The organism is Porphyrobacter sp. HT-58-2, from assembly GCF_002952215.1.
Lineage (GTDB): Bacteria > Pseudomonadota > Alphaproteobacteria > Sphingomonadales > Sphingomonadaceae > Erythrobacter.
The window spans coordinates 1,806,024-1,828,302 of sequence record NZ_CP022600.1 but is presented as its reverse complement, the minus strand read 5'-3'; the positions used below and the strand labels follow the sequence as shown (position 1 = coordinate 1,828,302).

The window sequence follows — 22,279 nt, the reverse complement described above, 5'->3', positions numbered from 1 at the left end:
CAACAGAGATCATGTAATGAACCTGAAATTCTTTTTGCTCGCTGGCATCGCCGTCCTTGCCGTGCCCGAAGTTCCAACACGCGCGCAGGACCGCCCAAAAGCGACAGGGTCCGAGCATGACAGCACCAAGAGCGGCTTCCGCATCGTCGAGTCTTCAAATGGGTTCCAGCTTGTCGAGCATGGGCTTTGGGCTTCACCCAAAAGCTTGGGGGCATTAGCGACCCAAGCCGATGAAGCGCCCTCAAGCTATTCCCCTTGGCACCTCCAAGCCGCAACGGGCACTTCCAGCTTTAGAAGAGCGAGCTATCTGCCCCACGTCTATGCGGCTGAGGTGAGGTACGCTCTGCCTACGGGACTGCTCGATGCGCTTGTGTGGACGGAATCGAGATATAATCCGTTGGCCGTCAGCCATACCGGAGCGGCGGGCCTCGGCCAACTGATGCCTGCAACGGCCAGAGAACTGGGCGTGACAAATCGCTTTGACCCGGTATCGAACATCGATGGGGCCGCACGCTATCTTCGCCAGATGCTGGATCGCTTCGGCGTGGTGCATCTCGCTCTGGCCGCCTACAATGCCGGTCCCGGAGCCGTTACGAAAGCTGGCGGAATTCCGCGCAACGGCGAAACGCCGGCCTATGTGCGCAATGTGCTTCGCCGGTGGAAGCTATGACAGGGGATGATTTGGTTTGAGCAGCCGGCGGAAACGCTTATTAGGTCGATTGACGAGGGGGGCTCGAAGCTTCCTTCTCACGACAGCCGGTGAGCATATCTGGATCGTTGATACTCTGGATTTTGACCAGTCGCTCGTCGGCAAAAACGTCATCGTAGATGGCGTACCAACGGCAAAAGACCGGATTCAGGCAGATTGGATTGGCCACATCTAGCCACCGCGAAATCGATCAATCTTTGATCGCCCGGTCCAGGGCACAAACCCTCAGGGTCGTGTCCCCGGCCGTGGTGTAGGTTCTGAGGGTTAGCGCTGCTGGCTGGCTGCGCGCTTTCGATATAGCGCTGTAGCAGCCAGCCAGCAGCGCGGGTGGTCACCGCAGTTTTCGGATAGGTTTGGGTTGCGAAGCTCGAACCTGGAGAACCACGATGACCGATTCCTTGATGCACTTGCGCGCGCTGGTCGAGAAGGCCCCCGACGCGGATATTTTGCGCGACATGATCTCGTTTGCCGCCGGGCGGTTGATGGAGATGGAGGTTGGCGGGCTGACAGGCGCTGGCCACGGTGAGAAGTCCGCTGATCGGCTTGTCCAGCGCAACGGCTATCGCGAACGCGACTGGCAGACGCGCGCTGGCACGGTAGAGCTGCGCATCCCCAAGCTTCGCAAAGGCAGTTACTTCCCCGGCTTCCTCGAGCCACGCCGGATGGCCGAACGGGCGCTGACGGCGGTGATCCAGGAAGCCTATGTGCACGGTATCTCGACCCGCTCGGTCGATGATCTGGTCAAGGCGCTGGGCATGGATGGCATTTCGAAGAGCCAGGTCAGCCGCCTGTGCGAAGAGCTCGACGAGAAGGTGAACGCCTTCCTTGATCGCCCGATCGAGGGCGACTGGCCCTACCTTTGGATCGACGCCACCTATGTCAAAGTCCGTCAGAATGGCCGGATCGTATCGGTTGCGGTTATCATCGCGGTCGGCGTCAACAGCGATGGACGCCGCGAGGTGCTGGGCATGGATATCGGGCCGTCGGAGGCCGAACCCTTCTGGACTGCGTTCCTGCGCAAACTGACGCGCCGAGGGCTGCGCGGGGTGAAGCTGGTAATCTCCGATGCGCACGAAGGCATCAAGGCGGCTGTCTCCAAGCTGCTGTGTGCTACATGGCAACGCTGCCGTGTCCACTTCATGCGCAATGCGCTGGCCCATGCCGGAAAGAGCGGTCGGCGCGTCGTGTCCGCGTTCATCGGCACCGCCTTCGCACAGGAAACGCCCGAGGCGGCCAGTCAGCAATGGCGCTCCGTTGCCGACCAGATGCGCCCAAAACTGCCAAAGCTCGCCGCTTTGATGGACGATGCCGAGCCTGACGTGCTGGCCTACATGACGTTCCCAAAGGAGCATCGGGCCAAGTTACACAGCACGAATCCCATCGAACGTTTAAACGGCGAAATCAAACGCCGCACCGAAGTCGTCGGGATCTTCCCCAACGAGGGCGCGATCAACCGCCTGATCGGCGCGATCCTCATGGAACAATCCGACGAATGGGCTGTCCAGCGGGCACGCTACATGACACTTGAAACCATGGCGCCAGTCAGCGACAATCCCATCGTCATGCTGTCAGCTGTGCCTGGCGCATGACCGGCTCAAACCGATGCCGAAATCGGCGGTAGCCCAGATAAGCTACACCACGCCGTGGGACACGATCACCCTCAGAACCCCGTAAAACAAGGCTGATGACAGCAGATTAGGTGGAACGCTTCCCTCTTCCTTTGGGCTGGACCAGCTTGCTCTCATCAAGGAAGTCCGCCCAGTCCTGCATCATGCGTCGTCGGGGGACGAGATACTCGGCAGCGTTGTAAGCACCCCGGACGTCGTTCTTTTCGGAATGGGCAAGTTGCATCTCGACCCAATCCTCATGGTACTTCCGGATCCAGATAGCAGGCTTCCCAAACTCAACCAGTTGCTCGTTAGCCCACGTGCTGGCGAGCCCCCGGAAACCATGGATCGTTTGGCGGCTATGATAGCCAAGCCGGTACAGCGCGTAGATCATGGTGTTTTCGGACAGCGGCTTGTCTGCGTTGACGCCAGGAAATAGATATTGCCCCGTGGCGCGCGATATCATCGTGCTGGCAATCTGCGCTGCCTGAGCGGAAAGAGGGACAAGGTGCTCGCGCCCCATCTTCATCCGCTCGGCCGGGATGCGCCAGAGCGGGTTCTTGCCCCGGAGATCCTCGAACTCGGATTTGACAGCGAGGCGAAGCTCCTTGGTCCGGACCCAGGTCAGCAAGGCGAACAGAACCGCATCCCTGGTGATTGCCGAGCGCCGGTCACCTTCCTCCTGATAGCCTCGCACTTTCTCGATAAACGCTGGCAACTCAACCAGTGGCAAGCGGTTCATGTGCTTCACCCTTGGCCGTGGCTTCAGGGCACCGCGAAGATTGGCTGTCGGATCGCTGGAGGCCAACCCGCAAGCGATGGCAAACTGAAAGACCTGACCCACGCCCTGCTTAGCGCGTCGACTGATATCGAGCGCGCCGCGAGCCTCTATCCGGCGGATCATCTCGAGAACCTCTGGTGCGGTGATCTGATGGATCGGTCGTTGACCAATGTGGGGGAACACATCACGCTCCATCCGCGACCAGACACGATCGGCATGCGCCGGATCCAGTGAAGACTTTCGGTTCTCATGCCAACGGGTCGCGACGGCGAAGAAGGTGTCCCCGCCCTCCGACATGACCTGCCCCTTGGCCAGCATCGGGTCCCTTCCTTCCGCAAGGACGGCTTTGGCCGCCCGGCGCTTTTCCCTGGCAGCTGCGATACCCAGTGCCGGGTAGGCTCCGAACGACATTAGCTTCTCCTTGCCTGCAAAGCGGTATTTCATCCGCCAAAGTTTCGTGCCGTTCGGCTGAACGAGCAAAAACAGGCCTTCGCTGTCGGCTAGCTTGTAAGCGCGCTCAAGCGGCTTGGCGTTCTTCGCTTGGTTCTCTGTGAGAGGCATGGGGGTATCGCTCCTTTCCAATAATCCGCAAAATACCCCCAAAATACCCCCACGCCAAATCTGGCTACATATGGAAGGCCATGGACGCATGCGGACGAAAATCGCCCGCAAACCTCTGCTTTATTGAGATTTTTTTGGAAAAATGCGAAAGCATTCGGAAGCTTTCGGAAGTGCCATTGGTAGCGGAGGAGGGACTCGAACCCCCGACACGCGGATTATGATTCCGCTGCTCTAACCGGCTGAGCTACTCCGCCCCAAGGGGCATCCGGCGGTCTGTCTCGGCCGGATTCGGCTCCGGGTGTCGGCCCGGGCGAGGCGCGCACTTAGGGCGCGTCAGCCGCCCGGTCAAGCCCTTTGCTCCGACCGGATCAGAGCCGCTCGCGGCCTCTGAAGGCGCAGGTCTTGACCTGCTCCCAAGGCCCGCCGCGATACTGCCACAGCTCCAGCGCCGGAAAGGCGAAAGGCCCCTTGGCGATCCACGGCGCAAGCGCCGGACCGAGACGCGCCTGAAGCGCCCGCGCCTCCTCCTTGGTAACCTTGTTCTGGATGGTGATGTGCGGGCGCGGCTCGTGGAGATCCTGCGCGGTGAGACTGCCGTGAAAATGCTCGGCGATGATCGCGCGCAGCACGAGAAGCTGCGGGGCGTCCAAGGCAATGGCCGTCCCCTTCCCCAGATCCATAACGCCCTTCACCACGCCTTGCGGCGCGGCAAATTCGGCCACGACCCTCGGCAGAAAATCGCGCAGCTCTTCCAGCAACGACGGTGCAAAGGAATGGAACAGCGTGACGTGGGCATGGAGGTGGTTCTTCTCGGGCGGATAATGCGCACGGCGAAGGCCTTCAGCCCATCCCTGCACGTCGGATGGCAGGAAAGCGGTGAGGATGAAGGGCTGCGGCACGCGCCCCTACATTTCCCCCCGTTCACGGCGGATCGCATACCACTTGGCAACATTGGCGTTATGTTCGGCAAGGGTGTCGGCGAACCAGTGGCCTCCGGTGCCATCGGCTACCATGAACAGCGCATTGGTGGTTTCAGGGTTCATCACCGCAGCAATGCTCGCGCGGCCCGGATTGGTGATCGGGCCTTCGGGCAGGCCAACGCGGGTATAGGTATTGTAGCCGTTGACCGCCGCGATCTCCGACTGGCGGATCCGGCGTCCCAGCGGTTTACCCTTGGTGATCGGGTAGATGATGGTAGGATCAGCCTGCAACATCATCCCCGTGCGCACGCGGTTGGAATAGAGCCCGGCCACCATCCGGCGTTCTTCAGGCTTGCCGGTCTCCTTCTCGACGATCGAGGCGAGGATGAGCGCATCGCGCATGGTATCGACAGCGATACGGGGGCTACGGTTGGCCCATTCCTCGGCCAGCGCCTTGTCCATTGCCGCTTGCATCCGCTCGACCAGCGCCTTGCGGCTCTGTCCGCGTTCGAAATCATAGGTGTCCGGCAGAATCGAACCTTCAGGCGGCACATCGACCTCGCCGGTCAGCAGGTCCTCGGCCATCAGGCGTTCCCACACCAGGATCGAGGGCATGCCTTCGGGGATGGTCACGAACCGCCGGATGACGTCGCCCGATTGGAAGGCGGCAAGGATGTCGCCCTGGCTCATGTCGGGGGTGAGCAGGAACTCGCCCGCCTGAATCGGCGCGTCCGAGCCGAAGATGCGCGCCTGCAAAACGAAGCCGGAAGCCGAGGAAATCAGCCCCTCGGCCTCAAGCTTGTCCGCGACCGCGCTGACCGAAGCCCCGGCGGGAATCGTGAAGCTGGTGTCCTTGGCAATCGTGGCCGAACCGAGCAGGCTCCACACGAAGACCAGTCCGGCCAGCGCCAGCGCGACAAGACCCAGCACGGCGAGCCGCGCGCGGTTCACGGTATCAGTCGACCTTCTGCATGATCAGCGAGGCGTTGGTGCCGCCAAAGCCGAAGGAGTTGTTCAGTACCGCACGCACTTCGCGCTTGCGCGCCTTGAGCGGCACCAGGTCGATACCTTCGGTACCGTCATCGGGATCCTGCAGGTTCAGCGTCGGCGGCACGATCTGGTCGCGCATCGCGAGAATGCAGAAGATCGCCTCAACCGCGCCCGCGCCGCCGAGAAGGTGGCCGATGGCGGACTTGGTGGACGACATCGACGCGCCGCCCAGATCATCGCCCAGCACCCGCTTGATCGCGGCGAGTTCGATGGTGTCGGCCATGGTCGAGGTGCCGTGGGCGTTGATGTAGTCGATATCGCCCGGCCCGAGACCGGCCTTCCTCAAGGCCATGCGCATCGCCAGTTCCGCGCCGCGACCTTCGGGGTGCGGGGCGGTGACGTGATAGGCATCGCCCGACAACCCGTAGCCGGTGACTTCGGCGTAGATTTTCGCGCCGCGCGCCTTGGCGCGTTCATATTCCTCAAGCACGACCACGCCCGCGCCCTCGCCCATGACGAAGCCATCGCGGTTGCGATCATAGGGACGGCTCGCCTCGGTCGGGCGGTCATTCATGCTCATGTTGAGCGCGCGCGCCTGCGCAAAGCCGGCAATGCCGAGCGGGTTGATGGTGCTTTCCGCCCCGCCCGCCAGCATGATGTCGGCATCGTCCATCATGATCATCCTCGCGGCATCGCCAATCGAGTGCGCGCCGGTGGAGCACGCGGTGACCACCGCATGGTTCGGCCCCATGAAGCCGTATTTGATCTGCACCTGCCCGGTGATGAGGTTGATCAGGCGCCCGTGAACGAAGTGGGGAGAGACCCGGCCAGGGCCGCGTTCATGGAGGTTGACGCTCTCGATCTCGATCCCCGGCAGCCCGCCGATGCCGGAGCCGATGGAACAGCCGGTGCGCTCCTTCTCGGCATCGGTCATGTCGGTGAGGCCGGCATCTTCCAGCGCCTGTCCGGCGGCATCAATGCCATAGACGATGAAGGGATCGACCTGGCGCTGCACCTTGTGATCCACACGCTTGTCAGGATCAAAGCCCCAGGGATGATCCTTGCCCTTCACTTCGCAGGCGATGGTGCATTTCTGGTTCGAGGCGTCGAAACGGGTAATCTGCCCCGCTCCGCTTTCCCCGGCGATGAGGTTTGCCCACGAGGTCTCCACATCGCCGCCCAGCGGGGTGACAAGACCAAGCCCGGTAACAACCACACGGCGCATAATGTTCTCCAAAACGCAAGACAGGCTCGAACCCGATCGGGCTGAGCCTGTCGAAGCCCCGTTTTTCTTCCGTCACCATGCCAAGGAAGCAAGGACGGCCCTTAGACAAGCTCAGGGCGAACGGGAGTTTAGGCCTTGATCAGCCCTTGTGTTCTTCGATGTACTTGGTCGCGTCACCAACGGTGGTGATCTTCTCGGCCGCATCGTCGGGGATTTCGACGCCGAATTCCTCTTCGAAAGCCATCACCAGCTCGACGATGTCAAGGCTGTCAGCGCCCAGATCGTCAATGAAGCTGGCATCCTGGGTCACCTTGTCGGCTTCCACACCCAGATGTTCGACGACAATCTTGGCCACCCGATCGGCAGTATCGCTCATGATATTCCCTCTTGAACTGGGGTTAGTAAATCTCGTCCCCGCCCTAATGAAGGGCGCGGACAAGCGCAAGTGGGCATGAGGAGCGCTGCCCACAGCGGCAAAGCGCCCCGCACGCCCGACGAGATTAGGTCAGGCCGCGCCGCCGGTGTTCTTCGGCGGTTCGACCACGCGCAGGTGCAATTCACGCAAGGAGCGCGGTTCGGCCGGGCTCGGCGCGCCCATCAGCAGGTCTTCCGCGCGCTGGTTCATCGGGAACAGCGAGATTTCACGCAGGTTCTTCGCCCCGCACAGCAGCATCACGATGCGGTCGACACCTGCGGCCATGCCCCCGTGCGGCGGCGCGCCGTATTGAAAGGCGCGGTACATCCCGCCAAAGCGTTCCTCGACATCCGCCTTGGAAAGGCCGACGATCTCGAACGCCTTGACCATGGTTTCCGGCTTGTGATTGCGGATCGAGCCGGAGGCGATTTCATAGCCGTTGCAGACCAGATCATACTGGAACGCCTTGATGTTGAGCGGGTCCTGCCCCTGCAGCGCGTCGATCCCGCCCTGCGGCATCGAGAAGGGGTTGTGGGAAAAATCGACCTTTTTCGCGTCATCGTCCCATTCGTAGAACGGGAAATCGACGATCCAGCACAGTTCGAACCGGCTCTCGTCGACGAGGCCCAATTCCTCGCCCACGCGAATGCGCGCAGCACCGGCGAGCTTGGCCGCATCGGCTTCCTTGCCCGCGGCGAAGAACAACCCGTCATTCTCGCCCAGCCCAAGCTCGGCATAGAGTTCGGCCATCCGCTCGGGGCCGTGGTTCTTGGCAATCGGCCCGCCGAATTCGCCGCCCTTGCGGGTGACATAGCCAAGGCCCGCGTAGCCTTCCTTGCGCGCCCAGTCGTTCATGTCGTCGAAGAACTTGCGGCTCTTCTCGTGGGTTGCAGGCGCCGGGATGACGCGGACCACGCCGCCGCCACCGACGATCTTCTCGAACAGGCCGAAGCCCGACTGCGTGAAGTGCGAGGACACATCCGAGATGATCAACGGGTTGCGGAGATCGGGCTTGTCGGAGCCATACTTGAGCATCGCCTCATCGTAAGGGATGCGCGGGAATCCACCCGCGGGGGTAACGTGCTTGTCGCCCGCAAAGGCCGCGAAGGTGCCCTGAATGACGGGCTCCATCGTTTCCCACACTTCTTCCTGCGTCACGAAGCTCATTTCGAGATCGAGCTGGTAGAACTCGCCCGGCAGGCGGTCGGCGCGCGGGTCTTCGTCGCGGAAGCAGGGGGCGATCTGGAAATAGCGGTCGAAGCCCGCCACCATCAGCAGCTGCTTGTACTGCTGCGGCGCCTGGGGGAGCGCGTAGAACTTGCCCGCATGGATGCGGCTCGGTACGAGGAAGTCGCGCGCGCCTTCGGGGCTTGAAGCCGTCAGAATAGGCGTCGAGAACTCGTTGAAACCGGCCGCATTCATCCGTGCGCGCATGTCGGCGATCACCGCCACGCGGGTCATGATGTTCCGGTGCAGCGTCTCGCGCCGCAGATCGAGGAAGCGGTACTTGAGGCGAATATCCTCGGGGTAAGGCTGTTCGTCGGCGACCGGCATCGGCAGCTCTTCGGCCGCGCTCTGCACCGTCACCCCGCGCGCGAAGACTTCGATTTGGCCGGTGGCAAGGTTGGCATTGATCGTGCCCTCGGCGCGGGCCTTGACCTCACCTTCGATGGTGACGACGCTCTCGACGCGCAAGGATTCCAGCACGGGCAGCGCCGGGCTGTCGCTGTCGGCGACGATCTGAGTGATGCCGTAATGGTCGCGCAGGTCGACGAACAGCACGCCCCCGTGGTCGCGCTTCCTGTGGATCCAGCCCGACAGGCGGACGGTTTCGCCCACATTGGCGGAAGAAAGCTGTGCGCAAGTATGCGTGCGGTAGGGGTGCATCTAAACTCTTGTCCTGTTCGCGGCTATGACGCTAGGGCGCGCGGGCGCGTTACCGGAAACTCTTGTTCCAACGTCGGCGCGCTAACAGGGCAAGCCTTGCACTTTGTCAAGCGGTGTGGGGCAAACTGGGTTCGAACCCGAGGGCGGCACTCCGCCTGCAAAACGTGAAAAGTGACCATGAAAATCCACCCGCTGATTACCACGACCGAGGCCCTCTCCGACCTCTGCGGCCGCCTCGCCAAATCCGATTTCGTCGCGGTCGACACCGAATTCATGCGCGAGAACACCTATTGGCCGGAACTGTGCCTGGTGCAGATCGCCAATACCGAAGAAGCCGCCGCGATTGATCCCATGGCGCCGGGGATCGACCTTGCGCCGCTGCTCGATCTGATGTGCAACAATGAAGACGTGCTCAAGGTCTTTCATGCAGGCGGGCAGGATGTCGAGATCATCGTCAATCTGACGGGCAAGACCCCCCACCCCATCTTCGACACCCAGATCGCGATGATGGCGATCAGCCAGTCGGAACAGATCGGCTATGCCAATCTGGTCGAGACATGGGTCGGCCTCACCATCGACAAGGGCGCACGCTTCACCGATTGGAGCCGTCGTCCACTGACCGACCGGCAGATCGAATATGCCATTGGCGATGTGACGCATCTTTCGGCCATCTTCCCCAAGATCCTCAAGAAGCTGATCAAGACCGGCCGGGGCGGGTGGCTGGATGCCGAGATGGAAAAGCTTGCCGATCCGTCAAACTACCTCACCGATCCGGGCCTTGCATGGAAGCGCATCCGCCAGCCGGGGCGCAACCCGCAGGTGCTGGGCCGGATGAAGGCGCTCGCCGCGTGGCGCGAAAGCGAGGCGCAGCACAAGAATATCCCGCGCGGGCGCATCATGCGAGACGAGACGCTGGCCGACATTGCCAGCCACCCGCCCAAGGCACAGGCCGATCTGGCCAAGGTGCGCGGGCTTTCCCCGGCGTGGAAGGACAATGACATCGGCAAGCGCCTGATGAAGGTGCTGGCCGAGGCCGAGCCGCTGCCCAAGGATGAAATGCCCGAAAAGATCAAGCATGGCGCGCCGCTGGGCAAGGAGGGCGCGCTGGTCGCTGACCTGCTCAAGCTGCTGCTGAAGATCCGCGCCCGCGAGATCGATGTGGCCCCGCGCCTGCTGACCCGTGCCGAGGAGATGGAATCGCTCGCGGCAGGAGTGCGCAACCTGCCGGTTTTGCAGGGCTGGCGTTACGAAGTGTTCGGCAAGGACGCTCTCGATCTGGTCGAGGGCAAGCTCGCCTTCGCGGTCGAGAAGGGGCGGCTCAAGATGACCCATATCGATGATGTGGTGATGCCACAGGCACCCGAAGCGGGCGCGCTGGCAGCGGAATAGCACTGGGCCATGTCAACTTACCTCCCCACCATCAAGCAGCTGCAATATCTTGTGGCGCTTCACGAGCACGGGCATTTCGGCAAGGCCGCCGACGCCAGCTTCGTGTCGCAATCGACACTATCAGCGGGGATCCGCGAGCTGGAATCGCTGCTCGGCGTGACGCTGGTCGAACGGAGCCGCCGGGTGGTGCGCTTTACCGCGTTGGGCGAACAGGTCGTGGCCAAGGCCAACCGGCTGCTTCGCGAAGCCGAGGAACTGGCCGATCTGGTGCAGGCAGCGGGCAAGCCGCTGGTGGGCGAGCTGCGCATGAGCGTCATCCCCACCATCGCCCCCTTCCTGCTGCCGCGTATCCTGCCCCGGCTCAAGCGTGAACGCCCCGAACTGAAGCTGATGCTGCGCGAGGAGACCAGCCAGGACGCGCTCGAATCGCTCAATCACGGCCGGGTCGATTGCGTGCTGCTGGCCCTGCCCTTCGAAACGGGTGACGCGGCGATTGCCCACATTGCCGATGATCGCCTGTTCATCGCCTTCCCCAAGGATGACCCGCGCGATCCGCCTGCCACTGTGAAGCCCGACATGATCGATCAGGGCCGGCTGCTGCTGCTGGAGGACGGGCATTGCCTGCGCGATCACGCGCTGGCAGCGTGCAGCCGCTCGGAATTGCGCGCCAGTGCAGCGATGATCGGCACCAGCCTGCACACGCTGGTGCAGCTGGTCGATAATGACCTTGGCCTGACCATGCTGCCCGAAATGGCGCTGGAGGCGGGCATCCTTGCCGGAACGCAGGTGGTCGCGCGTCCCGTCGACAGCCCCACCGCCAAGCGCGAGATTGTGCTGGCCTGGCGCAAGAATTCCCCGCGCGAGCCGGATTTCCTGCTGCTGGCCGAGGAACTGCGGGCGGGTTAGGACAACATCCGGATGAACATCGCCAGCGCGTAAAGCAGCGTGATAAGGATGGCGACGATCAGCACGAACAGCATGTAAAGAAACAGAAAAGTGCCTGCCTTGTCGCCCTTGCGGTGAAGCAACCATCCGACTGCAACTATGATGGCCACCATCAGAGCCATCACTGCCAGCGCAGCCTCGCGGCTCACATCACACCCCGGTGTGGGCGGCCGGCAGGATCACACCCGGCCATCACATCTCAGCACTCCGTCAGCGCAAGGCTCATCGCCAGGCTCGCGCCGATGGCGACGCGCAGGCGGCGGCGCGGGGGGCGCAGGCGATCGTCTGCCGGAGGTTCGGTGGTGGTAGCAGCCGCAGCCAGCTCCATCAGGCGATCGGTCTCGCGGTGTTCGATATCATCGACCAGCCCATGCACATCATCGGCGAGCAGTTCGGCATCGTCGATCAGTGCTGACGCGCGGCTATAGTCGCCCTGCGCGATGGCATTGCGCGCCTCGCGCTGGAGCCTTCGTGCCTGATCCGCCAGCCGCCCGACAAAGGCGCCCGGTTCATCCGATGCATTCGATCCCATGTTGCGCAGTGTAAACCGAACCGGCGGTGCAGTTCCAGTGCCAATCCTGCACATCAATCCATATGCTTGAGGCCGACCCGCAGGTAATCCCAGCCGGTCACGCAAGTCAGCACTGCGGCGGTCCACAGGCTCACAAGCCCGACCAGATGCACCCAGCTATCCGCCAGCGTCCCGCAGGCCTCAAGCACCGACTGGCACGGCTTGCCATGCACCGCCCCGCCAAGGATCAGCGCGCCCAGCGCCACCAGCTGAAAGGTGGTCTTCCACTTGGCGAGCCGGGATACCGGCACTGACACCTGAATCCCGCCGAGAAATTCGCGCAGGCCCGAAACCGCAATCTCGCGCACCAGAATGACCAGCCCCGCGATCACGTGGACATCGCCCGCATAAGGCCCGCGCAGATATCCTTGCGCGGTCAGCACCAGAATCACCGCTGCCACCATGATCTTGTCGGCGATCGGATCGAGGAAGATGCCCAGCTTCGACACCGTTCCTTGCGCGCGGGCGAGATAGCCGTCGAAGAAATCGGTGATGGCGATGATGCAATAGAGCACGAAGCCGATCAGGTACCCCAGCCGCCAGTCCGGCCACCACAAGAAGAACGCCAGCAGCGGCACCGCGAAAATGCGCGAGGCGGTCAGGATATTGGGCAGGCTCGACATGGCAGAACCCGCCTTAGCGCGGAGCGGAGCGTCGCAAAACCCCCCGGCCTGCCATCCCCCACAAGGCAGGCACGCGCGCAGGCGCACTTGTGAAACCGCACCGCGGCGCTATGTCCCGGCAGACCAACAGGGAAGCGCCAGCACCACCACCGCATGACCACATCGACCAACCTGATGCGCCAGCGCCGGTTCCTGCCGCTGTTCCTGACCCAGCTCCTGAACGCGCTCAACGACAATCTCTACAAGAACGCGATGGTGCTGTTCGTGGTCTATCAGGTCTACAACTCCGAGGAGATGGAGACGCTGATCAGCGGACTGGCGACCGCGCTGTTCGTGCTGCCCTTCGTGCTGTTTTCCGCCACCGCCGGACAGCTCGCCGACATGCGCGACAAGACCAAGATCATCCGCTGGATCAAGTTTGCCGAGATCATCATCATGTCGGTCGGCGCAACCGGCCTGCTGCTGGCGGCACGCGGCATCTCGATCGAAGGCCTTGCCCTGCCGCTGATGTTTGCCGCCCTCTTCGCGATGGGCGTGCATTCGACCTTCTTCGGGCCGATCAAATACGCGATCCTGCCCCAGCACCTGCACAAGGACGAAGTGCTGGCAGGCACCGGGCTGGTGGAGGCCGGCACCTATGTCGCGATCCTTGTCGGCATGATGCTGGGTGGTGCCATGCCGATCATGTGGAGCATATTTGCGGTCATCGGTATCGCGCTGGTGGGCTATGCCACCTGCCGCTTCGTGCCGCCCGCGCCTGCCCAGACCGAGGAAACCGCGGTCGACTGGAACCCGATCCGCGCCTCGAAAGACCTGATCAAATTCTCGATGGGCAACCTCGAGCTGCGCTATTCGGTGCTCGCCATCAGCTATTTCTGGGCGATTGCGGCGATCCTTTCAGTGCAGTTCATCCCGCTCGCCAAGAATGTGCTGCTCGCCGACAAGCAAGTGGCCGCAGTGCTGCTGGTGGCGTTCTCGGCCGGGATCGCGATTGGATCGGTCTCGATCAATGCGCTGCTGAAAGGCGATATTTCGGCGCGCTATTCCGCGCCTTCGGTGCTGGTGCTGGGGGTGCTGCTGGTCGCCTTTTACGGGCTGTGCCGGATCTGGGATCTGGCCCCTGCCAATGGCGGGCTGTTTACCGTCGGCGAATTCCTCGTCCAGCCGCTGGCGCTGGCGCTGACTGCCAACCTGCTGCTGATCGCGATAGCAGGGGGGATGTTCGTGGTGCCGCTCTATGCCTTCCTGACGACACGAGTGGACAAGTCCGAAGCCTCACGCTCGGTCGCGGCCAACAACTTCATCTCGTCGGTGTTCATGGTGGTCGGCGCCGGGCTGGCTGGCGCGCTCGGCTTTTTCGGGATCCCCTTGCAGGAACAATTGCTGCTGAGCCTGGTGCTGTGCCTGTTTTCCGCGCAACTCGCGCGCAAGCTCCATGCGCTTGAGGCGCTGCGCGGGCCGGAAGACCTGCGCTAGATGATGAAGGCGAAGATCGCGAGCGTCGCTGCGACATAGGTGCTGGCAACGCCGCGCACATCCTCCATCGTCAGCCGCCACAGGCTTTCTGCCGGAATCGGGATCAGATCGCGCTTGACGTGCGGCGGCAGGCTCGCCCGGAACCAGTGGCGGGCGCTCTCTTCGGTGAGAACCAGGCTGCGGCGCATTGTTCGACTCTCCCTGTGCAGAGAGGTCAGTTTTAAGACTTTCTTAACTATTGCAAACGGTGTGCGGCGGGGCTGTCGCAGCGTGGGACAGGCTGAATTTGCACGCTCTGACAGCGGGTAGTAGAGGCTCGGGACAGGACGAGGGGAGAATGCGCGCAAATGTCTGATTCCACCCGCACACCCGGCACCCGGAGCGCGGCTGCCTTGCTGGTCGATTGTCTCGCAGCGGAAGGCGCAGACCGGATTTTTACCGTGCCGGGGGAAAGTTTTCTCGCCGTGCTGGATGCCCTGCCCGATGTTCCTGAGATCGATGTCGTCACATGCCGGCAGGAAGGCGGAGCGGCCTTCATGGCCTGCGCCGATGGCGCGATGAAGGTGGCGGGCGGCTCCGGGCGGCCCGGCATCGCTTTCGTCACGCGCGGGCCGGGCGGGACCAATGCCTCGATCGGCGTCCATGTGGCGCATCAGGACAGCCAGCCGATGATCCTGTTCGTCGGCGATGTCGCCCGCACGGCGCAGGGCCGCGAGGGGTTTCAGGAGGTCGATTTCGCGGCCTTCTTCGGCCCCATCTGCAAATGGGCGGCGCGGATCGATGATCCTCGCCGCATTCCCGAATATGTGTCCCGCGCCCATCAGGTCGCCATCAGCGGGCGGCCCGGCCCGGTAGTGCTTGCCCTTCCTGAAGACATGCTGGTCGAACAGGTGCCGGACAGCATCATCCCCCGCCCCGCCGCCCTGCGCCCCGCACAGGCTGTCTGCCCGGATGCGATGGCCGCGCTGTTCGATCTGATCGCCGATGCAGCAAGTCCCATCGCGATCATCGGCGGCGCGGGCTGGAACGCCAAGGCGCGGAGTTATTTTCAGCAATTCGCCGAAAGAATCGGGCTCCCGGTGGCAACCGCATTCCGCCGTCAGGACGCGATTGCGCCGACTTCGCCCGTCTATGCCGGGAACCTCGGCTATGGCCCCAACCCCAAGCTGGTGGAGCGGGTGCGGCAGGCCGATCTCGTCATCGCGGTCGGCGCGCGGCTGGGAGAGGCGACCACCGATGGCTACACCGTCCCCACCCTCGAACACCCCGGCCAGACGCTCGTCCACATCCACCCCGACCCGGAAGAACTGGGCCGGGTCTATCGCACCGATCTGGCGCTGGCTTGCGCCGTCGACGAATTCGCCGAATGCGCCGCCTTGTGGGAAGATGAGGCGATCATCCCCTTCGATGCCGGGGCCGAGGCCCATGCCGAGTGGCTGGCGTGGTCAACCGCCCAGCCGTCCGACGCCGCGATGGATCTGGCCGCTTGCGTTACCGCGATGCGCGCGATGCTCCCTGCCGATACGATCATCTGCAACGGGGCGGGCAACTTTGCCGGGTGGTGGCACCGCTACTGGCGCTACGAGGCCTATCCCGGCCAGCTCGCCCCGACCTGCGGGGCCATGGGTTATGGCGTCCCCGCCGCCGTCGCCGCCGCCCTGCGTTTCCCGGAGCGGACGGTGGTGGCCGTGGCGGGCGACGGGGACTTCCTGATGAACGGGCAGGAACTGGCGACCGCCGCGCAATCCGGGGCGTCCTTGATTGTGGTGGTGGTCGATAACGGCAGCTACGGCACGATCCGGATGCATCAGGAGCGCGAATATCCAGGCCGCGTCTCGGCGACGGCGCTCGCCAATCCCGATTTCGCCGCATTGGGCGCGGCCTATGGTGCGTGGAGTGCGCGGGTTGAGACCACCGGCGAATTCGAGGCCGCGTTGGAGGAGGCCAAGGGGCGCGGCGGCATCCGTCTGATCCACGTCCTGACCGATCTGGAACGCATCGCGGCAAGCGGCGCGACCATCAGCGGATTGCGGGCAAAGGCCGGGGCATGAGGTTGGCTGCGGGGCTGTGATGGCAGGCCGCGCTTGCAGGCCGCCAGCGCGCCGTTGGGCCGGGTCAGGTCAGGCCTAGACCCCCGTCAGACCCTATCCAGACCCCCTCCAGACCCCCGCCAGAACGGCGGTTTCACGTGAAACAGCGGCTATCCCCTGGCCATTGTGCAGACCACCGCCCATTCCTCCGGCGTGACGGCGCAGACCGACAGGCGGGACAGGCGAATAAGCTGCATCTCGGCAAGGCGCGGCTCGGCCTTGATCGCGGCGAGGGTGACGGGGTTTGCGAACTTTTCCTTGGGCTTGACCTTCACGGCCGCCCACTTGCCGGTGTCGTCGGTAGGATCGCCGATCCCCGCCACGCTGACGGTACAGATACCGACAATCTCAAGTCCTTCGCGCGAGTGGTAGAAGAACGCCTCGTCCCCCACCTCCATCGCCTTGAGGTTGTTGCGCGCAAGGTAATTGCGCACCCCGTCCCAGGTACCCTCGCCCTCGGCGACCAGATCATCCCAGCTGTACTTGAACGGTTCCGATTTCATCAGCCAGTAGGCCATAGCCCGGTGTGCTCCCTGTGATTGCGAGCGCCCCGATAGCCCGCCCGTCCCGATTTCGCCAAGCCCCCGCGGGCAAGCGCCTAATTAACCTGATATTTAAGCGAGTATGAGATGAACCGCTCAAGGAGACGGGATCGGGCCAGCCTGATCGCCGCTACCATGTTGGCAGGGCAAGAGTTTTGACAGACAACGAGCCAGACAATCCTCTGGAGGCCGCCGAACGCGATGTGATCGCGCTGGGTATCGCTGTTGCGGCGATCATCCTGATGGTCGGCACGGGAGGATCGGTCCTGCCGCAGGCGCTCGATGCGTTGCTGATGGGCGACGGCAGCCGGCGACCTGATGTGATCCTTGTCAATGCCCTGCTGCTCAACGTTGCGCTGATCATCTTCGGCTGGCGGCGCTACCGGGAGCTTACCCGCGAGATCGCCGAGCGGCGGCATGCCGAAGCCCGCGCGCAATTGCTGGCTGCCACCGATCCGCTGACCGGTTGCCTCAACCGGCGCAGCATGATGGACGCCACCGAAGACCTGCGAAAGCGCGCCGCAATCCGCGGCGACGCGATCGCCTATTGCATGATCGACCTTGATAACTTCAAGCAGATCAATGATATGCATGGACATTCAACCGGCGATGCCGTGCTTGTGATGCTGTGCGAAAGGGTCCGCAAGCTGCTTCCGCGGGAGGCCCGGCTGGCTCGCCTCGGCGGCGACGAATTCGCCTTCGTCATGGCCTATCCGGCAGGCCAGAATGACCGTGTCGATGATCTGGTGATCCGCCTGTTCGAGAGCATTGCCCAGCCCTTCCGGCTACCTGAGGTGACGGTCGAGATGACCACCTCTATCGGCCTTGCGTCCGATCATGACACCGACGGGACGATCGGTGTCGTGGTCGATGCAAGCACGCTGATGCACCGCGCCGACATGGCGCTTTATCAGGCCAAGAAGCAGGGCCGGAACCGCTATTTCTGGTTCGAGCCGAGCATGGAAAGCGAACTGCGGTTTCGCAACCAGATCGAAACCGGCATCCGGCGGGGTCTGGCGCGCGGCGAATTCGTGCCATTTTACGAGCAGCAAGTCGACCTTGAGAGCGGCGAACTGGTCGGGTTCGAGATGCTGGCCCGCTGGCGTTCGCCGCAGATGGGCATCATCAGCCCGGACATCTTCGTGCCGATTGCCGAGGAAATCGGCCTCATCAACGAGCTATCAGAACGCCTGATGGAACAGGCTTTTGCCGACGCGCGCGAATGGGATGACAGCCTGACCCTGTCGATCAACATCTCGCCGGTGCAGCTGCGCGATCCGTGGTTTGCCCAGCGCCTGCTCAAGAAGCTCGTCACGGCCGGCTTTCCGCCCCAACGGCTTGAAATCGAGATCACCGAAAGCTGCCTCCACGAGAATATCGGGCTTGTGCGTTCGATGATCATGTCCCTGCGCAATCAGGGGGTGCAGATCAGCCTCGATGATTTCGGAACCGGCTATTCAAGCTTCGAGCAACTGCGCAACCTGCCGTTTGACCGGATCAAGATCGATCGCAGCTTCGTGAGCGAACTGCGCGAACCGGGCAAGCGTTCACGGATTGTCGAGGCGATCATTTCGCTCGGCCGCGGCCTCGACTTGCCGCTGACCGCAGAAGGTGTGGAGGACGAGGCGATTCTCAACGCGCTCAAGTCCATGGGCCGTCTGAAGGCGCAGGGCTATTTCTATGGCCAGCCCGAAGATGGCGAAGCCGTGCGCGCGCGGCTGAAGAAGGCCGGCAAACTGACAGTGGGCGCCAACCACAAAAGGCCCATGCCGGTCAGCGAGAACGAAGACTCCGAACCGCGGCAGCGCATCGCGCGCTCCTGACGCGCCCCCTCCTCGCCGCGCAGGACTGGACGCAGGGCGCTTGCGTGCATAGATGCGCGGGCAGTGACCCAGACAATCGCCTTCATCAAGATGCACGGGCTCGGCAATGACTTTGTCGTGATCGACGGGCGCAAGACGCCGCTGCCGCCCATGACGCCGGCGGTGGCCCGCGCCATTGCAGACCGGCGGACCGGCATTGGCTGCGATCAGGTCATCGTGCTTGAGCGGGATGAAGTCCAAGCGTTCCGCATGCGGATCTTCAACAGCGATGGCGGCGAGGTCGAGGCCTGCGGCAATGCCAGCCGCGCGGTTGCCCTGCTCCACGGCCAGCCTGTCACCATCGCCACCAGCGGCGGGCCGATTGCCCTTGAACCCGAGGATGGCGGAGCGCGGGTCGACATGGGCGCGCCGCGGTTTGATTGGGACGCGATCCCGCTGGCCTATCCGATGGACACCGCAACCATGCCGGTCGGGTGGGAGACATTGGAAGGCCCGATGGCAATCAATGTCGGCAATCCGCACGTGATCTTCTTCGTTGCAGATGCCGAGGCAGTGCCGCTTGAAGAACTGGGGCCGGTGATCGAACACGATCCGATCTTTCCCGAACGCATCAACGTCAACGTCGCGCATCTTGCCGGACCGGATCATCTCAAGCTGCGGGTGTGGGAACGGGGCGCTGGTCTGACGCAGGCCTGCGGCACCGGCGCCTGCGCCACGGCGGTCGCGGCGATCCGGCGCGGTCTTGTCCAGAGCCCGGTGCGGGTCACTTTGCCGGGCGGCGATCTGGTGATCGCCTGGGAACCGGGCGGCTCGATCCTGATGAGCGGGCCTGCCGCCGAAAGCTTCCGCGGCACTTTCGACTGGGACGACTATTCTTGAACGCCCCGCAGATCATCAGCCTCGGCTGCCGCATGAATATCGCCGAAAGCGAGCGGATGCGCGCCATGCTGGCTGGCGAGAGCGATCTTGTGGTGGTCAATTCCTGTGCGGTGACCGCCGAGGCGCTCCGCCAGACGCGGCAGGCGATCCGCCGCGCGCGCCGCGATCACCCCACCGCACGCCTCGTGGTGACCGGCTGCGCGGCCGAGATCGACCGCGCGGAAATCGGCGCGATGTCGGAAGTTGACGGGCTTATCGCCAACGCGGCCAAACTCGATCCGCGGGCGTGGAATGTTCCCGGCGACGCCCCGCCGCTGGCCCCGACGCGCACCCGCGCTTTCGTCGCCGTTCAGAACGGCTGCGATCATACCTGCACCTTCTGCGTCATCCCGCAAGGCCGGGGCGCAAGCCGTTCGCTGACGGTGGCAGAGGTGCTGCGCGACATCGAAGCGCACTGTGCCGAAGGCGCAAGGGAAGTCGTGCTGACCGGTGTCGATCTGACCAGCTGGGGCCATGACTTGCCCGGCGCTCCGCGGCTCGGCGCGCTGGTCGAGGCGATCCTCGCGGCCTGCCCCGACCTGCCGCGCCTGCGCCTGTCCTCGGTCGACGGGATCGAGATCGATCCGCTGCTGTTCGACCTACTGGCGAACGAAGCGCGGGTGATGCCGCATCTCCACCTCTCGCTCCAGCATGGGGCCGACCTGATCCTCAAGCGCATGAAGCGGCGGCACAGCCACGCCGATGCGGTGGAACTGGTGGCGCGATTGAAGGCGCTGCGCCCCGACATCGCCGTGGGCGCTGACCTCATCGCCGGCTTCCCCACTGAGGATGAGGCGCACCATCAGGCCAACCTTTCCATTATTGACGAACTCGACATCGTCCACGCCCACATCTTCCCCTTCTCGCCCCGCCCCGGCACCCCGGCAGCGCGGATGCCGCAGCTTTCCCGAGACGTGGTAAAGGCCCGCGCTGCGAGCCTGCGCGCTCGCGCAGCGCAGCGGCGCGCAGTCTGGCTCGCCGGGCTTGTGGGCGAAACGCTGCCTGTCCTCGCCGAACGCGGCGGCACCGGCTATGCGCCGAATTACGCGCCGGTTGCGCTGCCCCACGGCATCGCCCCCGGCACTATTGTCGATGTGACCCCAAGCGCGGTCAGGGAGGGCCTGCTCGCATGAGTGAAACCAGCTGGACCCAGCGCCTGTTCGGCGGGTTCGCCAAGACCTCGGAACGGCTCGCCGCCAACCTGCCCGGAAGCGGCGGCGGGACGGCAAAACTTGACGATGCGACGCTCGACGAGGTCGAAGATGCGCTGATCCTCTCCGATCTCGGGCCGTCGGCCGCTGCCCGCATCCGCGCACGCCTGGCCGAGAAGCGCTTCGGGCTGGAGATCACCACCCGCGAGTTGAAGGAAGCAGTCGCGGAAGAGATCGCCGCGATCCTGCGCCCGGTCGCCAAGCCGCTTGAAATCACGGCCTTCCCGCGACCGCAGGTGATCCTGGTGATCGGCGTCAACGGCTCAGGCAAGACCACCACCATCGCCAAGCTCGCCCACCTGTTTCAGGAGGATGATTACGGCGTGCTGCTGGCGGCGGGCGACACCTTCCGCGCCGCGGCCATCGGCCAGCTGGCGACGTGGGCGGGCCGCATCGGGGTCGATATCGTGCGCGGGCCGGAAGGCGGCGATCCGGCGGCAATCGTGTTCGATGCCGTGAAGCAGGCCACCGACACCGGGATCGACGCGCTGATCGTCGACACCGCAGGCCGCTTGCAGAACAAGAAAGAGCTGATGGAGGAACTGGCGAAGATCCGCCGCGTCCTCGGCCGCATCAATCCCGAAGCCCCGCATGACGTGGTGCTGGTGCTCGATGCCACCAACGGCCAGAACGCGCTGTCGCAGATCGACGTGTTCAAGGAAGTCGCGGGCGTCACCGGCCTGATCATGACCAAGCTGGACGGCACGGCGCGCGGCGGGGTGCTGGTGGCAGCGGCGGAGCAATATGGCCTCCCCATCCACGCCATCGGCGTTGGCGAGAAGATGGAAGACCTGCGCCCGTTCGACCCCGATCTGGTCGCCCGCGTGATTGCCGGGGTGGCATGATGAGCGAGACCGAGGGCAAGAAAGCCGCTTCCAGCTGGCTCAACGTCGCGGTCGATTACGGCCCGCTGCTGGTGTTTCTGGCCGTCTATCGCTGGATGTCGCCTGAGGAGACCAGTCCGGGGGCAGAACTGATTGCGATCATTTATGGGACCGGCGCCTTCATGGTCGCGGCGGTGATTGCGCTGCTGGCGTCCAAATGGCTGCTGGGCAAGGTCTCCCCGATGCTGTGGTTTTCGACCGCGCTGATCGTGGGTTTCGGGGGGCTCACGATTTTCTTCGGTGATCCGACCTTCGTGCAGCTGAAGCCCACGATCATCTATGCCGGATTCGGCGTGGTGTTGCTGGGCGGGTTCTTTGCGGGCAAGGCCCTGCTCAAGATCCTGCTTGAAGCGGCTTTCGAGGGGCTTTCGGATCTGGGCTGGCGCAAGCTTTCGCGCAACTGGGGGGTGTTCTTCCTCATGCTGGCTGCGCTCAACGAAGTCCTGCGCGCGCAGCTTTCGTTCGAAAGCTGGCTGTGGGCCAAGATCTGGGTGTTCCTGCCGCTGACCTTCCTGTTCACCTTCAGCCAGATTCCGATGCTGCTGAAGCACGGCCTCAGCTTCGAGGAGCGCGACGAGCCGCTCAAGGACGAGCCGCCGACCGCCTGATATGGGCAAGGCCGGAGCGCCGCTTTCCTACTCTCCGCCGCTCCGTCAGAATGGCTTCAGCTCTTTCCGATTGTCCGGTCTGTGCGGGGAAATGCCACCCCGCC

At 63.6% G+C, this 22,279-nt stretch carries 23 protein-coding genes and 1 tRNA gene; 12 read left to right on the top strand and 12 right to left on the bottom strand.

Annotated features, from left to right (window positions below; all coding sequences use genetic code 11):
- Positions 1 to 16 precede the first annotated feature (16 nt).
- From CHX26_RS08700 to CHX26_RS08695, 3 genes are all read left to right on the top strand, one after another.
- Positions 17 to 670 (top strand): lytic transglycosylase domain-containing protein, encoded by a 654-nt coding sequence (locus tag CHX26_RS08700; RefSeq protein WP_104943349.1) that lies wholly within the window; start codon positions 17 to 19, stop codon positions 668 to 670.
- Between the two features lie 16 nt (positions 671 to 686).
- On the top strand, positions 687 to 884 hold the full coding sequence (locus tag CHX26_RS16280; protein ID WP_442956908.1) for a DUF5818 domain-containing protein: 198 nt from the start codon (positions 687 to 689) through the stop codon (positions 882 to 884).
- Positions 885 to 1,095: 211 nt separating this feature from the next.
- Positions 1,096 to 2,298, top strand: coding sequence for an IS256 family transposase (locus CHX26_RS08695; protein WP_104941947.1), 1,203 nt, complete (start codon positions 1,096 to 1,098; stop codon positions 2,296 to 2,298).
- Positions 2,299 to 2,404: 106 nt separating this feature from the next.
- On the opposite strand, the gene CHX26_RS08690 is transcribed toward CHX26_RS08695, so the two are convergent.
- The 7 genes from CHX26_RS08690 to aspS form a co-directional block, all read right to left on the bottom strand.
- Positions 2,405 to 3,658 (bottom strand): tyrosine-type recombinase/integrase, encoded by a 1,254-nt coding sequence (locus tag CHX26_RS08690; protein ID WP_104942026.1) that lies wholly within the window; start codon positions 3,656 to 3,658, stop codon positions 2,405 to 2,407.
- Between the two features lie 177 nt (positions 3,659 to 3,835).
- Positions 3,836 to 3,912, bottom strand: a tRNA-Met gene (locus CHX26_RS08685).
- A gap of 114 nt (positions 3,913 to 4,026) precedes the next feature.
- Positions 4,027 to 4,557, bottom strand: a complete 531-nt coding sequence (locus CHX26_RS08680; RefSeq protein ID WP_104942025.1) for a 2'-5' RNA ligase family protein — start codon at positions 4,555 to 4,557, stop codon at positions 4,027 to 4,029.
- A 6-nt stretch (positions 4,558 to 4,563) separates the two neighbouring features.
- The gene (gene mltG, locus CHX26_RS08675; RefSeq protein WP_104942024.1) at positions 4,564 to 5,529 is read right to left on the bottom strand and encodes an endolytic transglycosylase MltG; all 966 of its coding nucleotides are present in this window, start codon (positions 5,527 to 5,529) and stop codon (positions 4,564 to 4,566) included.
- 4 nt (positions 5,530 to 5,533) lie between these two features.
- The gene (gene fabF, locus CHX26_RS08670) at positions 5,534 to 6,793 is read right to left on the bottom strand and encodes a beta-ketoacyl-ACP synthase II (protein ID WP_104942023.1); all 1,260 of its coding nucleotides are present in this window, start codon (positions 6,791 to 6,793) and stop codon (positions 5,534 to 5,536) included.
- A gap of 139 nt (positions 6,794 to 6,932) precedes the next feature.
- The gene (locus tag CHX26_RS08665; protein ID WP_017666217.1) at positions 6,933 to 7,169 is read right to left on the bottom strand and encodes an acyl carrier protein; all 237 of its coding nucleotides are present in this window, start codon (positions 7,167 to 7,169) and stop codon (positions 6,933 to 6,935) included.
- A gap of 129 nt (positions 7,170 to 7,298) precedes the next feature.
- Positions 7,299 to 9,095 (bottom strand): aspartate--tRNA ligase, encoded by a 1,797-nt coding sequence (aspS, locus tag CHX26_RS08660; RefSeq protein WP_104942022.1) that lies wholly within the window; start codon positions 9,093 to 9,095, stop codon positions 7,299 to 7,301.
- Positions 9,096 to 9,272: 177 nt separating this feature from the next.
- Between aspS and rnd the strand changes: the two genes are divergently transcribed.
- Both rnd and CHX26_RS08650 read left to right on the top strand, forming a co-directional pair.
- Entirely contained in the window at positions 9,273 to 10,484 is a 1,212-nt protein-coding gene (gene rnd / locus CHX26_RS08655; protein ID WP_104942021.1) for a ribonuclease D, read from the top strand.
- Between the two features lie 9 nt (positions 10,485 to 10,493).
- The gene (locus tag CHX26_RS08650) at positions 10,494 to 11,390 is read left to right on the top strand and encodes a hydrogen peroxide-inducible genes activator (RefSeq protein WP_104942020.1); all 897 of its coding nucleotides are present in this window, start codon (positions 10,494 to 10,496) and stop codon (positions 11,388 to 11,390) included.
- Here CHX26_RS08650 and CHX26_RS08645 read toward each other — a convergent pair.
- The 3 genes from CHX26_RS08645 to pgsA are packed head-to-tail and all read right to left on the bottom strand — an operon-like array spanning position 11,387 to position 12,623.
- Entirely contained in the window at positions 11,387 to 11,578 is a 192-nt protein-coding gene (locus CHX26_RS08645) for a hypothetical protein (RefSeq protein ID WP_104942019.1), read from the bottom strand. The genes CHX26_RS08650 and CHX26_RS08645 overlap by 4 nt on opposite strands.
- A gap of 50 nt (positions 11,579 to 11,628) precedes the next feature.
- Positions 11,629 to 11,961 (bottom strand): hypothetical protein, encoded by a 333-nt coding sequence (locus CHX26_RS08640; protein WP_104942018.1) that lies wholly within the window; start codon positions 11,959 to 11,961, stop codon positions 11,629 to 11,631.
- A gap of 53 nt (positions 11,962 to 12,014) precedes the next feature.
- A complete protein-coding gene (gene pgsA, locus CHX26_RS08635) occupies positions 12,015 to 12,623 on the bottom strand; it encodes a CDP-diacylglycerol--glycerol-3-phosphate 3-phosphatidyltransferase (RefSeq protein WP_104942017.1) in 609 nt (202 codons plus the stop codon).
- A gap of 153 nt (positions 12,624 to 12,776) precedes the next feature.
- On the opposite strand from pgsA, the gene CHX26_RS08630 reads away from it, so the two are divergent.
- Positions 12,777 to 14,099: an MFS transporter gene (locus CHX26_RS08630; RefSeq protein WP_104942016.1), complete on the top strand. Its 1,323-nt coding sequence runs from the start codon at positions 12,777 to 12,779 to the stop codon at positions 14,097 to 14,099.
- Here the strand turns inward: CHX26_RS08630 and CHX26_RS08625 are convergent.
- Positions 14,096 to 14,287, bottom strand: a complete 192-nt coding sequence (locus tag CHX26_RS08625) for a hypothetical protein (protein WP_104942015.1) — start codon at positions 14,285 to 14,287, stop codon at positions 14,096 to 14,098. The two genes, CHX26_RS08630 and CHX26_RS08625, sit on opposite strands and share 4 nt — an antisense overlap.
- A gap of 159 nt (positions 14,288 to 14,446) precedes the next feature.
- On the opposite strand from CHX26_RS08625, the gene CHX26_RS08620 reads away from it, so the two are divergent.
- The gene (locus CHX26_RS08620) at positions 14,447 to 16,150 is read left to right on the top strand and encodes a thiamine pyrophosphate-binding protein (protein WP_104942014.1); all 1,704 of its coding nucleotides are present in this window, start codon (positions 14,447 to 14,449) and stop codon (positions 16,148 to 16,150) included.
- Between the two features lie 149 nt (positions 16,151 to 16,299).
- Here the strand turns inward: CHX26_RS08620 and CHX26_RS08615 are convergent, their stop codons facing one another.
- Positions 16,300 to 16,707, bottom strand: a complete 408-nt coding sequence (locus CHX26_RS08615) for an EVE domain-containing protein (protein WP_104942013.1) — start codon at positions 16,705 to 16,707, stop codon at positions 16,300 to 16,302.
- A gap of 179 nt (positions 16,708 to 16,886) precedes the next feature.
- On the opposite strand from CHX26_RS08615, the gene CHX26_RS08610 reads away from it, so the two are divergent.
- The 5 genes from CHX26_RS08610 (at position 16,887) to CHX26_RS08590 (ending at position 22,175) form a co-directional block, all read left to right on the top strand.
- Positions 16,887 to 18,554, top strand: coding sequence for a putative bifunctional diguanylate cyclase/phosphodiesterase (locus CHX26_RS08610; protein ID WP_104942012.1), 1,668 nt, complete (start codon positions 16,887 to 16,889; stop codon positions 18,552 to 18,554).
- Between the two features lie 90 nt (positions 18,555 to 18,644).
- Complete coding sequence (gene dapF, locus CHX26_RS08605) at positions 18,645 to 19,433, top strand: diaminopimelate epimerase (RefSeq protein WP_233997343.1); 789 nt, start codon at positions 18,645 to 18,647, stop codon at positions 19,431 to 19,433.
- On the top strand, positions 19,430 to 20,605 hold the full coding sequence (locus tag CHX26_RS08600) for a MiaB/RimO family radical SAM methylthiotransferase (RefSeq protein WP_104942010.1): 1,176 nt from the start codon (positions 19,430 to 19,432) through the stop codon (positions 20,603 to 20,605). The genes dapF and CHX26_RS08600 overlap by 4 nt, the downstream gene beginning before the upstream one ends.
- Positions 20,602 to 21,528 carry a signal recognition particle-docking protein FtsY gene (gene ftsY, locus CHX26_RS08595; RefSeq protein ID WP_104942009.1) on the top strand — a complete coding sequence of 309 codons (927 nt, stop codon included), beginning with the start codon at positions 20,602 to 20,604 and terminating at the stop codon, positions 21,526 to 21,528. The genes CHX26_RS08600 and ftsY overlap by 4 nt, the downstream gene beginning before the upstream one ends.
- The gene (locus tag CHX26_RS08590; RefSeq protein WP_104942008.1) at positions 21,528 to 22,175 is read left to right on the top strand and encodes an inner membrane-spanning protein YciB; all 648 of its coding nucleotides are present in this window, start codon (positions 21,528 to 21,530) and stop codon (positions 22,173 to 22,175) included. The genes ftsY and CHX26_RS08590 overlap by 1 nt, the downstream gene beginning before the upstream one ends.
- Positions 22,176 to 22,279 lie beyond the last annotated feature (104 nt).

What these genes read in the sequence shown, in the direction of transcription:
- fabF (WP_104942023.1), bottom strand. Translation starts at nt 6,793, where the DNA reads ATGCGCCGTGTGGTTGTTACCGGGCTTGGTCTTGTCACCCCGCTGGGC.
- aspS (WP_104942022.1), bottom strand. Translation starts at nt 9,095, where the DNA reads ATGCACCCCTACCGCACGCATACTTGCGCACAGCTTTCTTCCGCCAAT.
- CHX26_RS08640 (WP_104942018.1), bottom strand. Translation starts at nt 11,961, where the DNA reads ATGGGATCGAATGCATCGGATGAACCGGGCGCCTTTGTCGGGCGGCTG.
- CHX26_RS08690 (WP_104942026.1), bottom strand. Translation starts at nt 3,658, where the DNA reads ATGCCTCTCACAGAGAACCAAGCGAAGAACGCCAAGCCGCTTGAGCGC.
- rnd (WP_104942021.1), top strand. Translation starts at nt 9,273, where the DNA reads ATGAAAATCCACCCGCTGATTACCACGACCGAGGCCCTCTCCGACCTC.
- CHX26_RS08695 (WP_104941947.1), top strand. Translation starts at nt 1,096, where the DNA reads ATGACCGATTCCTTGATGCACTTGCGCGCGCTGGTCGAGAAGGCCCCC.
- CHX26_RS08590 (WP_104942008.1), top strand. Translation starts at nt 21,528, where the DNA reads ATGAGCGAGACCGAGGGCAAGAAAGCCGCTTCCAGCTGGCTCAACGTC.
- CHX26_RS08665 (WP_017666217.1), bottom strand. Translation starts at nt 7,169, where the DNA reads ATGAGCGATACTGCCGATCGGGTGGCCAAGATTGTCGTCGAACATCTG.
- ftsY (WP_104942009.1), top strand. Translation starts at nt 20,602, where the DNA reads ATGAGTGAAACCAGCTGGACCCAGCGCCTGTTCGGCGGGTTCGCCAAG.
- CHX26_RS08620 (WP_104942014.1), top strand. Translation starts at nt 14,447, where the DNA reads ATGTCTGATTCCACCCGCACACCCGGCACCCGGAGCGCGGCTGCCTTG.
- dapF (WP_233997343.1), top strand. Translation starts at nt 18,645, where the DNA reads ATGCACGGGCTCGGCAATGACTTTGTCGTGATCGACGGGCGCAAGACG.
- pgsA (WP_104942017.1), bottom strand. Translation starts at nt 12,623, where the DNA reads ATGTCGAGCCTGCCCAATATCCTGACCGCCTCGCGCATTTTCGCGGTG.
- CHX26_RS08615 (WP_104942013.1), bottom strand. Translation starts at nt 16,707, where the DNA reads ATGGCCTACTGGCTGATGAAATCGGAACCGTTCAAGTACAGCTGGGAT.
- CHX26_RS08630 (WP_104942016.1), top strand. Translation starts at nt 12,777, where the DNA reads ATGACCACATCGACCAACCTGATGCGCCAGCGCCGGTTCCTGCCGCTG.
- CHX26_RS08650 (WP_104942020.1), top strand. Translation starts at nt 10,494, where the DNA reads ATGTCAACTTACCTCCCCACCATCAAGCAGCTGCAATATCTTGTGGCG.
- CHX26_RS08700 (WP_104943349.1), top strand. Translation starts at nt 17, where the DNA reads ATGAACCTGAAATTCTTTTTGCTCGCTGGCATCGCCGTCCTTGCCGTG.
- CHX26_RS08625 (WP_104942015.1), bottom strand. Translation starts at nt 14,287, where the DNA reads ATGCGCCGCAGCCTGGTTCTCACCGAAGAGAGCGCCCGCCACTGGTTC.